This is a genomic window from Paractinoplanes aksuensis, assembly GCF_024137025.1.
In the GTDB taxonomy this organism is placed as follows: Bacteria; Actinomycetota; Actinomycetes; order Mycobacteriales; family Micromonosporaceae; genus Actinoplanes; species Actinoplanes aksuensis.
Genome location: NZ_JAMYJR010000027.1, coordinates 285,928 through 299,826, shown reverse-complemented (window position 1 = coordinate 299,826; position 13,899 = coordinate 285,928). Strand labels below are relative to the sequence as shown.

General features: G+C 72.6%; 9 protein-coding genes. 6 read left to right on the top strand and 3 right to left on the bottom strand.

The annotated features are described in order from the left end of the window. Positions 1-29: 29 nt before the first annotated feature. Together M1L60_RS25175 and M1L60_RS47945 are read left to right on the top strand one after the other, a co-directional pair. Positions 30-2,663: an ATP-binding protein gene (locus tag M1L60_RS25175; RefSeq protein ID WP_253239970.1), complete on the top strand. Its 2,634-nt coding sequence runs from the start codon at positions 30-32 to the stop codon at positions 2,661-2,663. Positions 2,664-2,852: 189 nt separating this feature from the next. Next, positions 2,853-4,586 carry an amylo-alpha-1,6-glucosidase gene (locus M1L60_RS47945; protein WP_253239969.1) on the top strand — a complete coding sequence of 578 codons (1,734 nt, stop codon included), beginning with the start codon at positions 2,853-2,855 and terminating at the stop codon, positions 4,584-4,586. A 37-nt stretch (positions 4,587-4,623) separates the two neighbouring features. Here M1L60_RS47945 and M1L60_RS25165 read toward each other — a convergent pair whose 3' ends face one another. Together M1L60_RS25165 and M1L60_RS25160 are read right to left on the bottom strand one after the other, a co-directional pair. Next, positions 4,624-5,979 (bottom strand): glycoside hydrolase family 10 protein, encoded by a 1,356-nt coding sequence (locus tag M1L60_RS25165; protein WP_253239968.1) that lies wholly within the window; start codon positions 5,977-5,979, stop codon positions 4,624-4,626. Between the two features lie 75 nt (positions 5,980-6,054). Then, positions 6,055-6,219, bottom strand: a complete 165-nt coding sequence (locus M1L60_RS25160) for a hypothetical protein (protein ID WP_253239967.1) — start codon at positions 6,217-6,219, stop codon at positions 6,055-6,057. Positions 6,220-6,229: 10 nt separating this feature from the next. Between M1L60_RS25160 and M1L60_RS25155 the strand changes: the two genes are divergently transcribed. Further along, positions 6,230-7,765 (top strand): sigma-70 family RNA polymerase sigma factor, encoded by a 1,536-nt coding sequence (locus tag M1L60_RS25155; RefSeq protein WP_253239966.1) that lies wholly within the window; start codon positions 6,230-6,232, stop codon positions 7,763-7,765. Positions 7,766-7,961: 196 nt separating this feature from the next. On the opposite strand, the gene M1L60_RS25150 is transcribed toward M1L60_RS25155, so the two are convergent. Further along, positions 7,962-10,673: an nSTAND1 domain-containing NTPase gene (locus M1L60_RS25150; RefSeq protein WP_253239965.1), complete on the bottom strand. Its 2,712-nt coding sequence runs from the start codon at positions 10,671-10,673 to the stop codon at positions 7,962-7,964. 173 nt (positions 10,674-10,846) lie between these two features. On the opposite strand from M1L60_RS25150, the gene M1L60_RS25145 reads away from it, so the two are divergent. The 3 genes from M1L60_RS25145 to M1L60_RS25135 are packed head-to-tail and all read left to right on the top strand — an operon-like array spanning position 10,847 to position 13,859. Continuing rightward, positions 10,847-12,142, top strand: a complete 1,296-nt coding sequence (locus M1L60_RS25145) for a type 2 periplasmic-binding domain-containing protein (RefSeq protein WP_253239964.1) — start codon at positions 10,847-10,849, stop codon at positions 12,140-12,142. Next, a complete protein-coding gene (locus tag M1L60_RS25140; protein ID WP_253239963.1) occupies positions 12,139-13,050 on the top strand; it encodes a carbohydrate ABC transporter permease in 912 nt (303 codons plus the stop codon). The genes M1L60_RS25145 and M1L60_RS25140 overlap by 4 nt, the downstream gene beginning before the upstream one ends. Further along, positions 13,047-13,859, top strand: coding sequence for a carbohydrate ABC transporter permease (locus tag M1L60_RS25135; RefSeq protein WP_253239962.1), 813 nt, complete (start codon positions 13,047-13,049; stop codon positions 13,857-13,859). The genes M1L60_RS25140 and M1L60_RS25135 overlap by 4 nt, the downstream gene beginning before the upstream one ends. Positions 13,860-13,899 lie beyond the last annotated feature (40 nt).

Sequence of the window (13,899 nt, the reverse complement as noted above, 5' to 3'; positions counted from 1 at the left end):
CGTAGACGGTCGTGGCTACCGTGGAGGCCATGACACTGGTCGGCCGGTCGGCCGAGGTCCGGCGGATCGGCGACCTGATCGGCGCCGCCCGATCGGGCCGGGGCGGTGCGCTCATGCTGCGGGGCGAGGCCGGGATCGGCAAGTCCACCCTGCTCGACCAGGCCCGGCACGTGGCCTCCGGGTGCCGGCTGGTCGAGGCGGCGGGGTCGGAGTTCGAGACCGATCTGCCGTTCGCGGCGCTGCATCAGCTCTGCCGGCCGCTGATCAGCCACCTCGACGCTGTCCCGGGACCGCAGCGGCGCGCGCTGGAGGTCGCGTTCGGCCTCGCCTCGGGCGCGCCCGATCCGTTCCTGGCCGGGGCGGCCACACTGACCCTGCTCGGGGCGGCGGCGCGCGAGCGGCCGGTGGTGTGCCTGGTCGACGACGCGCACTGGCTGGACGCGGCCACGACCCGGGCCCTGGCCTTCGTGGGCCGGCGGCTCGGCGACGACCCGGTCGCCCTCGTCGTCGCGGCTCGCGCGAGCGAGCTCGCCGGCCACCTGGACGACCTGCCCGTCGTGCCGGTCGGCGGCCTGACCGAGGACGAGTCGCGGATGCTGCTGGCCACGCCGGGTTCGGTCGTCCTCGACGCCCAGGTGCGGGATCACATCGTGGCCGAGGCGCGGGGCAACCCGCTCGCGCTGCGGGAGCTGCCCCGGGCCGGGGGCTTCGGCCCACCGGACACCGGGCCGGTGCCGTCGCGGGTCGAGCGCGGCTATCGGCAGCGGCTGACCGGCCTGTCCGAGGACGCCGTCATGCTGCTGACGGTGGCCAGCGCCGACCCGACCGGCGACCCGGCGCTGCTGTGGCCGGCCGCGCGCCGCCTCGGCCTCGACGTGCCCGCCGCGGCGGCCGCCGCCACGGCGACCGGGCTGGTCGACTTCGCGACCCGGGTCCGCTTCGGCCACCCGCTGGCCCGCTCGGCGGTGTACCGCGCGGCCGACCCGGACCGGCGGCGATCCGCCCATGCCGCCCTGGCCGCGGTGCTCGACCCGGCCACCGACCGGGACCGCCGGGCCTGGCACCGCGCCCAGGCCAGCGCCGGGCCGGACGACGAGGTGGCGGCCGAACTGGCTGTGTCCGCGGCCACGGCCCGGTCGCGAGGCGGGGTGCACGCCGCCGCGGCCTTCCTCGAGCGCTCGGCCGCCTTGACCTCGGACCCGGGCGTACGCCGGGAAAGGGTCCTCGATGCGGCCGGGACCGCCCTCGACGCGGGCCGGGCCGACGCCGCGGCCGAGCTTCTGGCCACTCTCGGAACCGCTGTGCTGAGCGCCGAGCAGCACGCCCGCGCCGATCTGCTGCTGGGCCGGATCGAGTTCCTCCGGCACGGCGGACGCGCCGGGACGGCTCACATGCTGCGGGCCGCCTTCCGGCTGTTCGCCGTCGATCCCGGACAGGGCCGCGAACGCCTGCTCGACGTGGTCGAGCTGAGCATCGCCACCGGCCGGCTCGGCGGGGTCCTGACCGCCATCTTCGACCGGCTTCCGGCCACCGGGCCGGGGCCGGGCGGACCGGACGTCCTGGACGCCTTGCTGACCCTCAACCACGCGGGCAACCGGGCCGCCGTGCCGGTCATACGCCGGGTCGTCACCCGGGCCGACCGGCCCGCGCTGGCCATCATGCTCGCCGGGGAGCTGTGGGATCCCGAGACGCAAGGAGCGATCGCGGCCTCGGCCCTGACGGCCGGGCGCGAATCCGGCGAGCCGGTGCTGCTGCGTCTCGGGCTCGCCCAGACGGCCTCGCACGCGGTGCTGACCGGTGACCTGGCCGTGGCGATAACCGCCATCGCCGAGGAGGAGGCAGTAGCGGAGGCCACCGGTGGCCCGTCCGTCGTGTACCCGCGGGTGCATCTGGCGGCCATGCGCGGCCGTCCGGACGACGCCGGCGGTCTGCTGGACGCCCCGGGCCAGATGGCCGCCAACCCGCACTGGATGACCGCCCTGCTCAACAACGGCCGGGCCGACTATCCCGCGGCGCTGCGGTCGGCGCGCCGAGCCACCGCCCACGACGACCTGTTCCTGTCCGGCATCGTCCTGCCCGAACTCGTCGAGGCGGCCGTGCGGTGCGGCGAGACGAAAGAGGCAGCGGCCGCGCTGGACGCGCTGACCGAGCACACGGCCGGTAGCGCCACGCCCACCGGTCTGGGCATCTGCGCGTCCGCGCGCGGCCTGGTGACCGGCCGGGAGGACGACTACCGGGAATCGGTGACCCTGCTCGACAAGAGCCCTATGGTGCCGTACCGGGCCCGGGCCCACCTGCTGTACGGCGAATGGCTGCGCCGGGCCGGCCGGCGCCGCGACGCCCGCCGCGAGCTGCGGATCGCCCACACCCTGCTGGCCGAGCGCGGCATCGAGGCGTTCGCCCGGCGCGCGGCCGGCGAGCTGGCGGCCACAGGCGAGAACCCGGTCCGCCGGACCGATCGGCCGCACGACCGGCTCACCGCGCGCGAGCTGTTCATCGCCCGCCAGGTCGCCGGGGGAGCGACGTCACCCGAGGTCGCGACCCAGCTGTTCCTCAGCCCGCGCACGGTGGACGCCCACCTGCGCAACATCTATCGCAAGCTGGGAGTGTCGTCGCGCCGCCAACTGCGCGGCCTGCCCGGCATCGACCCGCGAGCTACGTAGGTCTCGCCGACGCGAAGCCGCGCGCCGGTGGGCAATGGTGTGCGGGTGACGACCATGACAGCCCCGGACACCGGGTTCCGTAGCACCACCGCCGACCGGATCGGGCGCACGGCCTGGTGGTGGCCGCGACCACCACCGCGTACGTCTTGTGCCGGGGCTGGACGGCCTGGCGTAACTAAACTGGGCGGCGTGCCCGGGCTCAGCTTCTCCCTCCGCGACATCCCGTTCTCCTACCGTGGCTCGTGGCTCGACGTCTCCCCGGTCATTGCCGAGAACACCTACGCCGACGATCTGCACCTGGTCTCGCACCAGACCGGTCTGCACCCGGTGCTGCGCCTGACCCCGGTGGGGGCCGACTGCCGTCTCGTGGCCACGCCGTCGGTGCTGTCGTGGCAGGACGTCGCTGATCCGGCCGGGCGGATCGACCTCGCCTTTCAGAACGCGGACACCATCCGGGTGCGGGGCGCCGGTCCGGGCCTGCGCCTGACCGCGGCCGGAACGCTGACGCCGTTCAGCGGCAGCTATTTCTTCCGCGACCCGGTCAGCGGCGGCTACGTGGTCACCTCGTACGAGACCGGGCGGCGTTACCGCATCACGCTCCTCGCCGGGGCGATCAGCGAGGCCGGTGGAGTGGAGGCGCTGGGCTCGGCCGACCGCTTCCTGACCGTGTCCGGCGTGCCGGGCTGGGAGGTGGCGATCGAGGAGTACCGGACGGCCCGCCCGCCGTTCGCGGGTCCCTCCTTCGACACGGTCGGCGAGGCCGCGGCGAGGCAGTTCGCCGAGTTCGTCGACGCGATCGCGCCCTGGCGCAGCGCCGAGACCCCGGCCGCCGAACTGGCCGCGTACGTCCTGTGGTCGGCCACCGTCGATCCGGCCGGCTTCCTGGCCCGGCCCGGCGTGCTGATGTCCAAGCACTGGATGGACAAGATCTGGAGCTGGGACCACTGCTTCAACGCGATCGCGCTGGCCGCCGGCGAGCCCGAGCCGGCCTGGGACCAGTTCCTGCTGCCCTTCGACCATCAGGACCCCGCCGGAGCGCTGCCCGACTCCGTCACCCACTCCGAGGTGCTCCACAACTTCGTCAAGCCGCCGATCCACGGCTGGGCCCTGAGCCGGCTGCGCGAGCAGCTCGGCCTCGACCGGGCCCGCCTGACCGAGGCGTACGCCAAGCTCTCGTCCTGGACCCGGTTCTGGCTCGACCACCGGCGCGTCCCGGGCCACGACCTGCCGCACTACCAGCACGGCAACGACAGCGGCTGGGACAACGCGACCACGTTCGACGGCGACCGGGTCGTCGAGACGGCCGATCTGGCGGCCTTCCTCGTTCTGCAGCTGCGGGAGCTGGCGGCCCTGGCCGAGGAGCTCGACCGTCCGGACGACGCCCGGCGCTGGCGGGAGACGGCCGGAACCGTGCGGGCGGCGATGCTCGACGAGCTCTGGCACGACGGCCGGTTCTGGGCCCGCTCCGCGGCGTCCGGCCGGCGCCGGGTCAGCCGCAGCCTGCTCGATCTCATGCCGATCGTCCTCGGCGACGACCTGCCGGCCGAGGTGACCGACGAGCTGGTCACCCGGATCGCCGGTCACCTCACCGACCACGGTCTGGCCACCGAGCCACCCGGCTCGCCCGACTACGCTGCCGACGGTTACTGGCGCGGCCCGATCTGGGCGCCCTCGACCGTCCTGATCGAGGACGGTCTGCGCCGGGCCGGGCACGTCGACCTGGCCGACACCGTGAGCCGGCGCTTCCGGGCCCTGTGCGAGAGGTCGGGCTTCGCCGAGAACTTCGACGCCCTGACCGGCGCCGGGCTGCGCGACCGGGCCTACACCTGGACGGCGAGCGGCTACCTCATCCTGGCCGCGGCTCATCAGCGACGAAACCCGGCCGCGGCTCATCAGCGACGAAACCCGGCCGCGGCCGGGTGACCGGGCTCGGCTCGGCGTCACCGAGCCCGGCCGGTCCTCAGCCGGCCTGACAGACCGGGGTGGCGGTGGGGCCGCTGCCCGTGCCCTGGAAGCCGAACTCGGTGGAGCCGCTCGCCGGGATCTGCCCGTTGTAGGCGACGTTGCGGAAGCCTACCGACCCCGAGGAGCCGCTCGCCGACGCGCTCCAGGTGCTGGTGACCGCGCTGCCCGAGGGCAGGGCGACAGTCACCGTCCAGCCGTTGACCGCGCTCGAGCCGGCGCTGACCCGCACGGACGCGACGTACCCGCCGTTCCACGAGTTGAGCGACACCGTGGCGCTGCAGCCGCCCCCACCGGTCGGCGGCGTGGTGGGCGGCGTGGTGGGCGGCGTGGTGGGCGGATTGGTCGTGCCGCCGGCGTTGAGCGCGTTCAGCACCGAGGTGTACGCGGCCTTCTTGTTGCCGCTGCCGTCGAACAGCAGCGGGTTGTCGTTGCGCCACGAGTCGCTGTCGCGGATGCCCCAGACGGTGATGCCGGTGCAGCGGGCGACGGCCAGGCAGGCCCGGGTGACTGCGGCGTAGATGTTGGCCTGGTTGCCGCCCTGCTGGACGTCCAGCTCGGTGATCTGCACGTCGACCCCGAGGTCGGCGAACCGCTGGATGTTGGCCTGGTAGCTCGAGTCGATGGTGGTGCCGAGGTGGGACTGCAGCCCGACGCAGTCGATCGGGACGCCGCGGGACTTGAAGTCGCGGACCATGTTGTAGATGCCGGTCGACTTCGCGTTGATGCCGTCGGTGTTGTAGTCGTTGTAGCAGAGCTTGGCGGCCGGGTCGGCGGCCCGGGCGGCCCGGAAGGCGGCCTCGATCCAGTCGTTGCCGGTGCGTTGCAGGTTGGAGTCGCGCCGGCCGCCGCTGCCGCCGTCGGCGAAGGCCTCGTTGACCACGTCCCAGGCATAGATCTTGCCCTTGTAGTGGGCGGCGACCTGGGTGACATGGTTGATCGCGGCGTTGCGCAGCGCGGTGCCGGACAGCGACTGGGCCCAACCGGGCTGCTGCGCGTGCCACAGCAGCGCGTGTCCGCGCACCTTGGAGCCGTTGGACAGGCCCTGGTTGAGGATGCGGTCGCCGTTGGTGAAGGTGAACCGGCCCTGCTGGGGCTCGGTGGCGTCCCACTTCATCTCGTTCTCGGGCGTGACCGAGTTGAACTCGGTGGTGAGCAGGCGGGTGTACGTGCTGTCGCCCAGCCGGCCGGCCGCGATGGCGGCGCCGAAGTAACGGCCCTTCTCGGCGGCCGAGGCGCCGAGGGTGGTGGCGGCGTCGGCTGTGCTCGCGAACACGAGGCCGGTGGCTGCCATCGCGGCCGCGGACACCGCGGCCAGCAGCGCGGTCCGGCGTGGACGTTTCCGGATCTGCATGAGATCTCCTGGGGAACGGGGGAAAGGGGCTGCGGGAGCGCTCCCATAGACAATGGCAAATGTTGCCGGTCCATTTCAAGTCGGGATCCGGGACGGGAATTGCGCCTCGATATTCACGCGGGCGGCGCCGGCGGCGTCGGCGTAACAGAAAAAGGCCGACGAAAATGAGCCGAGGAGTCGCGACGTTGTTTCGCGAATGTTGCGGTTATCATCGGCCGTCATCGACAGGACGGGCCGCACGGAGGTGTGAGTGGCGCTGCACAGCGGCGGGGCAGGCGGCCACGCCGGTATGGAAGGCGCCCGGCGCGGCGACGGCGTAACGGAAACCGGCGAGCCGGATCCGGTCGACCTGGTGATCGCCGCCCGCGACGGGGACCGGGACGCGGCCGACGCGCTCCTCGCGGCCCACCTTCCGCTGCTCTACCGGGTCGTCGGGCGGGCCCTGAACGGCCACGCCGACGTGGACGACGTGGTGCAGGAGACGGTGCTGCGGGCGTACCGGGACCTGCCCTCGCTGCGCACCCCGGCCAGCTTCCGGTCCTGGCTGGTGACCATCGCCAACCATCAGATCAGCACCCGGCTGCGGTCGTGGCGCCAGGACCGCGACCGGACGGCGCCGCTGGACGACGCCGGGCGCCTCGCCGACCCGGAGGCCGAGTTCGACGACCTCACCCTGCTGCGGATGAGCCTGTCCGAGCAGCGCCGCCAGGTCGTCGCCGCGACCGCCTGGCTCGACCCCGACGACCGGGGGCCGGCCGCGCTGTGGTGGCGCGAGGTGGCCGGCGAACTCACCCGGGCCGAGGTGGTGGCCGCGTTGGGCCTGCGCTCGGCCCACGCCCGCGTCCGTCTGCAACGCATGCGCAACCAGCTCGACCTGAGCCGTTTCGTGGTGGCCGCGCTCGAGGCGAACCCGCGCTGCCCCCAACTGGACGAACTGGCCCGGGCCTGGGACGGCACGCCCGGTCCGCGGTGGCGCAAGCGGTTCGCCCGCCACGTCCGCGGCTGCCGGATCTGCGGGGCCGCGCGTTCGGGCTTCGTGCCCCTCGAGCGGCTGGTTCTGGGCGCTTCCCTGGTGCCGCTGCCGGTGGCGGCGGCCGGGGCTCTCGGCGGCGGTGTCTCGGCCGGCGCCGGCTGGCTGGGTCAGGTCGTCGGCGTCAAGGTCGCCGCGGCCGTGCTGGCCGGGGTGACCGTCTCGGGCGGCGTCTATCTCGCGCTGCCCGACGAACCGTCGGGCGAGCCCCGGGGCATCGCATCGGTGGCGCCACCGGCCGCGACAGGACCGGCCGAGAGTGGGCCCGCGCCGCGGCGGACCCGCTCGCCGGCCGCCACGGTTCCGGTCCTGCCGTCACGCCCGGCCGCCACGCCGAGCGCGACCGGGCTGGTGCCGGCCGGGCGGGTCGTCCTCCACCCGGCGGCCGATGCCGGCGTCGCCATCGTCCTGGACGGCGAGCAACTCGTCGAGGCGAACGGGGCCGCCGGCCTCACGGTCGCAGTCCGGCCGGGCATCGCGGACCCGGACTGCCTGTCCTTGCGGTCGGCCGACGGCCGGTACGTCCGGCACGCCTCGTTCCGGATCGTGCTCAACACGGAGGAGGACCGGGACCTCTACCGCCAGGACGCCACCTTCTGCCCCGAGCCGGGGGAGCGCTCCGGCACCGTACGGTTCCGCTCGTCCAACTATCCGGACCGCCTCATCCGGAGCCTCGACGGCCGCCTGCGGCTCGACCCGGAGGAAAAGACCAGCGCGTACGTGGAGCAGTCCACCTTCCGCCTCACCGAACCCTAGCTGCATCGCGCCTCCGGCCCGTGGTGACCGTGTCCGGTGGTGGCTGCGATTAGCAAATCGGGAAAAAGTGAGGCGGCGATGTTGCGGGAGCGCTCCCAGGGGTGGCTGGAATGGTGTTCCGGAAAATGTCGGCTCGGGGGGGGTGGTGGAATGGCGTAACAGTTTTACGGCGATTGCTTGTGGCGGATGAAGAAAATCAGGGACAGAGGGACCTCGGGGTCGTGTCCGGGAAGTAGCGGTCCCAGTCCACGGTGACCGGGCCGGCGCAGATCTCGCGGACGACGCGCGGTGTGTCGCTGTCCAGGTGCCACAGCGCCCCGCGCGGACTCAGCACCGCGACCCGGCCGCCCTCGGCCCGCGGTGCCACCAGATGCAGGCCCTGCGCGTCCAGGGAGAGCAACGCCGTGGCCGACGCGGTGTCCCACAGTTCGACCTTGTCCGGGTCGGACAGGGCCACGGCCGGCGCGCCCGGGTCGAACGCCGCCAGTGTCGGGTGCTCGAGGCCCTCGACGCGGGCCACCGTGCGCACGGCCCAGGAGTCGTGCGCGTCCAGCACCGTCGCCTCGCCCGTTTCGGACGCGACGGCGACCAGGCCACCGGGCCCGGCGAACGGGTACATGCGGTACGGCGTGCGTGCGAGGGTCGCGGTCCGGGCGCCCTCGAGCGTCCACTGCTCCAGCGTGTACTCACCGTCGCCGATGCGCCGGCACAGCAGGAGCCCGGAGCCGTCGGGCAGCAGGCTGGTGCTCTCGACATCGGCGGCGGGGAACCGGCGTACGGCTTTGTCACCGACCCGCCACAGGACGGCGGTGCCGTCGTCGCCCACAGCAGAGATGAGATCGCCCGTCCCGTCCATGCTGTCGGCCGGCGGCAGTTCGCCCGGAACGGGGATCCGGCGTGGCCGGTCGAGATCGGACAGGTCCCACAAGACGAACGTGGACCCGGCCCGATAGAGCGCCCGGCGTTCGTCCGCGCTCATCAGGCGGAGGAAGCTGCCGGCGGTCGGCAGCCGTGCCGCGGGGAGCCATGAGGCGCCGTCCGGTCGCCACAACTGCTGGCCCCCGGTGACAGCGGGATCGGCCGTGATCGCCACCTCGCGGCCGGGCGTGGTCACGAATCCGCCGCCGAGCGTGGTGGCGTTCGCGGCGGCGTGGGCCAGCACCAGCATGTCGCGCGACTGTTCGCTCGGCGCGATGCGGTGCGCGGCCAGGGCCAGCACCTCGGCGTCGTGCGGCCGGGCGGCCAGCAGTCCGCGGGCGGCGTCCACGGCCCGCAGGGCGACCGCCTCGTTGCGCTGCCGGGTCGCCGAGCGCTGCGCGGTGACAGCCACGACCACCGTGCCGGCCAGCAGCACGGTCAGCGCGGCCAGCACGGCGACGAGCCGATGCAGCCGGCGGGTCGCGCGCTGCTCGTTCACCGCCCGGGTGTGCTCGGCGGCCGTGGCGGCGTCGAGAAAGGCGCGTTCGCGCGGATTGAGGTTCCTCCGCAACCGGACTGCCTGGTCGAGCCGGGCGCCGCGCCAGAGGGTGTCGGGGTCGCGGTCGTGCGCCTCCCAGACCGCCGTGGCCTCGCTGATCCGGTGCTGGGTGCGCAGGTCGTCGCGGTTGCCGTCGATCCAGCCGGCCAGCCGGGGCCACGCGTGCAGCAGGGCCTCGTGGGCCGGTTCCACACTGTCCCGGTCGATGCTGATCAAGCGAGCCGCCGCCAGCCGTTCCAGCAGGGCGGCGGGCGCGTCCAGTTCGGCCCGCGGGACCCGTCGTTTGGTGTCCTGGGTGCCGTCGCCGGGCACCACCAGGCGCAGGAACAGTCGCTGGGCCGCCGCCCGATCCCGCTCGCCGAGCTCGTCGTAGGTCTGCTCCGCGGTCCGGGCCAGCGCGTGCCGGATGCCACCGGCGTCCTCGTAGCCGGTAAGGGTGAGCGTCATGCCGCGCCGCCGGCGCCACGTCTCGGCCAGGGTGTGCGAGACGAGCGGCAACGCGGCCGGCTGGCCGGCGACGTCCGCGACGAGCCGGGCCACCAGCGCCGTCTCGAGCGACGCGCCGGCCCGGGTGGCCGGCTCGGTGACCGCCGCCCGGAACTCCTCGGCCGACATCGGCCCGACCAGCACCTGGGCGCGGTGCAGGGCCGTTACCAGCTCCGGGTGGCGGGCGCAGTGACCGTAGAAGTCGGCCCGGACCCCCACCACCACCCGGCTGCCCGGCCCGGCGGCCGACGTCAGCGCCCGGACCAGCCACTGCCGGGCCGGGGCGTCGCACAGCGTGAAGCACTCCTCGAACTGGTCGACCACCAGCAGCAGGTCGTCGGCCGCCTTGGCCAGCCAGCCCCGCAGGGCCTGGGGATCGCCGGACAGATCCTCGCGGACCCGGTCGGCCGGCTGGTCGGCCAGGCCGGCCACGGCCACGGCCAGCTCGGTGATCGGATCGGCCCCCGGCGTGACGATCAGCGTGGTCCGCCCGGTGCGGGCGGCCAGCCCGGCCCGCAGCAGCGACGACTTGCCCGCGCCGGAGGCGCCGAAGACCCCGGCGAACGGCCGCTCGTCGACGAGGGTCAGCAACGTCCGGGTCAGGGCCTCGCGGCCGAAGAAGCGGCCGGCGTCCTCGACCTGGTAGGAGGCCAGCCCGACGTAGGGCGCCGCGGGGCCGGGCTGTTCGCCGGCCAGCCGGCGCCAGCGCTCCGTCCAGGCCTCGGCGTCACCGGCGCAGGCCCGCACGAACGCCGTGGTGACGGCGAGGCTGGGCAGGCGGCGCCCGGACACCGCCTCGGACAGGGCCGCGGCCGAGTAGTTGGTGCGCTTGCCGAGCTCCCGGTACGTCGGTTCCCCGGCGTTCCGGCGTAACCGGCGAAGGTCGCCGGCGAACTGAAGTAGCGGCGAATCCTCGGACTCCAGCGGGCGTTCGCGTCGGGGCACCGTGCCTCCCATCGTGATTGACCAATCTGCTGTATATCCGACGTGTTCCAGCCCTGTTAACCCTCGTCCCACGAGCGGCGATGTTCGGGGCCTGTTGTTCAGTGCCTGGTCCCGAACCTGAACAACGCCGCGGCTCCTAGCGTCGGCGTCACCTGGGATCGAAGGAGCAAGAGATGACCACGAACTACTCCCGCCGGGCCTTTCTCGGGCTGGGCGCCGCGGTCGGTGGCGGAATGCTGTTGTCGGCCTGCGGCGGCGGATCCGCGTCGGGCGGCGGGGACGGCGGCACCCTGAAGTTCTGGGACATGCCGTGGGGCCAGGCCAACTACACGGCGGCGGCCAAGAAGCTGACCGAGGCCTATCAGCCGGCGGGCAGCCTGCCCGGGGCGACCTACCAGGGCCTGCAATGGGCCAACTTCAGCCAGACGTTCTCGTCGGCCATCGCCTCCAAGACCGGGCCGGCCGTCAGCACCGGCGGCGGTTTCCAGGCGTTCCAGTTCGCCGACCAGGGCGCCATCGCGTACGCCGACAACGTGATCAACCAGTTCCGGCAGGACGGAACGTTCGATGACTTCCTGCCCGGCCAGCTGGACGCGATGAAGACGGCCAAGGGATACGCGGCGGTGCCGTGGCAGCTCGACTTCCGGATCTGGTGGTACCGCAAGTCCCTGCTCGACGCGGCCGGTGTCAAGGTGCCGACCACATGGGACGAACTTCTGACCGCCTGCCGGACGCTGGCCGGGCGGAAGCTGTTCGGGTTCGGCACCGGGGCGGGCGCCGGCAACAACCTCGGCAGCCAGGGCCTGCACCTGATGATGCTGAACAACGGCGGCGGCCTGTTCAACGCCGACGGCAAGGTCGAGGTCGTCACCGAGGCCAACCTCGAGGCCATGCGCTTCGTCCAGGATCTGGTCAAGGCCAAGGCGGTCGACCCCGCGTCGATCAGCTACACGACCGACAACCTGATCACGCAGTGGCGCAACAAGAGGGTCGCGATGGGCATCCACACCGCGGGGCTGGACACCGACACCGGCGAGACCGACGGCGACCTGCAGGTGATGGGCCCGCTGACCGGTCCGAGCGGCGCCAAAGCGGGTCTCGTCTTCCAGAACAACATCATGATGTACGCCGACACTCCGTCCCAAGAGGGCTCCGAGGCGTTCCTGTCCTACTACATCAAGAACATGAAGACGCTTTGGCAGCAGAACGTGGTCGCGGGTCTGCCGGTGCTGAAGTCGATCGTCGCCCTGCCCGAGTTCCAGGCCCAGAAGCAGAAGGCGAAGATCATCGCCGAGTGGGCCCCGGTGGCCAAGACGTTCGCGGCCAACTCGCCGACCCTGTTCGGCGGGCTGGCCGCGGTCGACTCCAGCCAGCCGATCACCCAGTTCGCGCAGACGGTGCTGGCCGGCCAGGACCCGAAGCCGGCGCTGGAGAGCCTGCAGAAGGCGCTCGAGGCGATCGTCAAGTGACGCTGACCGCGGCCTGTCCGAAGACCGAGGTGGCTCGTACGCGAAAACCGCGCCGGGCCCGGCGGACGCTGCTGGTGCTGGTGGCCCCGTCGCTGGTCCTGTTGCTGCTGATCAACGCCTATCCGCTGGTCTACGCCGCGTTGCAGTCGGTCCGTGACGGCTCGCTGATCAACGCGGGGGACTACGTCGGCTTCGAGAACTACCGGGCGACGCTGACCAGCCCGGCCTTCTGGCGCTCGGTGCAGTTCACGCTGATCTTCACCGTGGTCGGGGTGTTCGGCAGCTGGCTGGGCGGTCTGGGGCTGGCCCTGCTGCTGCGGACCCGCATTCCCGGCCGTACGGTCTTCAAGACGTTGCTGTTGTTGCCGTGGGTGGTGCCGGTCGTCGTGTCCTCGACGGCGTGGAACTGGCTGGTCGCCACCCCGCAGAGCCCGTTGCCGAGCCTGGCCCAGGCCCTCGGGCTGGGGACGCCGCTGTTCCTGGCCGACCCGGTGCTGGCCAAGGTCACGGTGTGCGTCTTCAAGGTGTGGATCAGCGTCCCGTTCATGATGATGCTGATCGGCGCGGCCCTGGCCGGTGTCGACCGCACGGTCTACGAGGCCGCCGACGTCGACGGGGCCACCCGCTGGCAGCAGTTCCGGCACATCACGCTGCCGATGATCAGCCGGTCCACGTACATCTCGTGGATCCTCATGACGATCTTCTGTGTCAACGACTTCCCGACCATCTTCCTGCTCACCGGGGGCGGGCCGGTCGACGCCACCACCTCGCTGGTCGTCCTCTCGTACCGCACGGTGTTCCAGAACTTCCAGGTCGGCCCGGGGGTGGCCATCGCCTTCGTGATGACCGCGAGCCTGGTCGTGGTGTCCGTGGCCCTGTACCGGCAGATCAGAAAGGCGCACGTATGAGTCCCGACCGCGGCCGGTGGTGGCGCTTCGCGGCGATCCTGTTGATCACTGCCGTCGTTCTCGTGCCGGTGGCGGCGGTGCTGATCCTGTCGCTGCGCCCCGGCGTGGCCTCGGGCAGCCGGGCCGCGTTCGGCCTGGCCAACTTCACCCACGTCCTCACCGACATCCCGACCCTGACCTGGCTGGGCAACAGCCTGGGGGTCACGCTGGCCACGGTGGCCGTCTCGGTCGCGGTGGCGGCGCCGGCCGGGTACGTGTTGTCGCGCGGCCGCAGCCGGGCCGTGTCGACGTACTCGCTGCTGCTGTTCGTCGTGCAGTCGCTGCCGGTGATCACGGCCGTGATCCCGCTGTTCATCCTGTTCGCCCGGGTCGGGCTGGTCGACAACCTGGTCGGCCTGGGCATCGTCTACGTCGGAGCGTCGATGTCGGTGGCGATCTGGATGATGGCCGCCTACATCGACTCGATACCGGTGTCGCTCGAGGAGGCGGCCTGGATCGACGGGGCGTCGCTGTTCACCGGCTTCACCCGGATCGTGCTGCGCAACTCGCTGCCCGGGCTGCTGTCGACGGCGATCTTCACGTTCCTGGTCTCGTGGAACGACTACCTCGTGGCCATCGTGTTCCTGCGCTCGCAGGAGAGGTTCACCCTGCCGATCGGCGTCCAGACGTTCTTCCAGCAGAACGGCACCGACTGGGGATCGGTCATGGCCCTGGCCGTGATCATGATGCTGCCCCCGATCATCGTCTTCGCCACGCTCAACAAGCATTTCAGCGTCGGCGGGATCGGCGGCTCGCTGGCCGGCACCTGAGGAGCCCACCCGCGTTGTGCGCGGACATCGACGTTCGCTA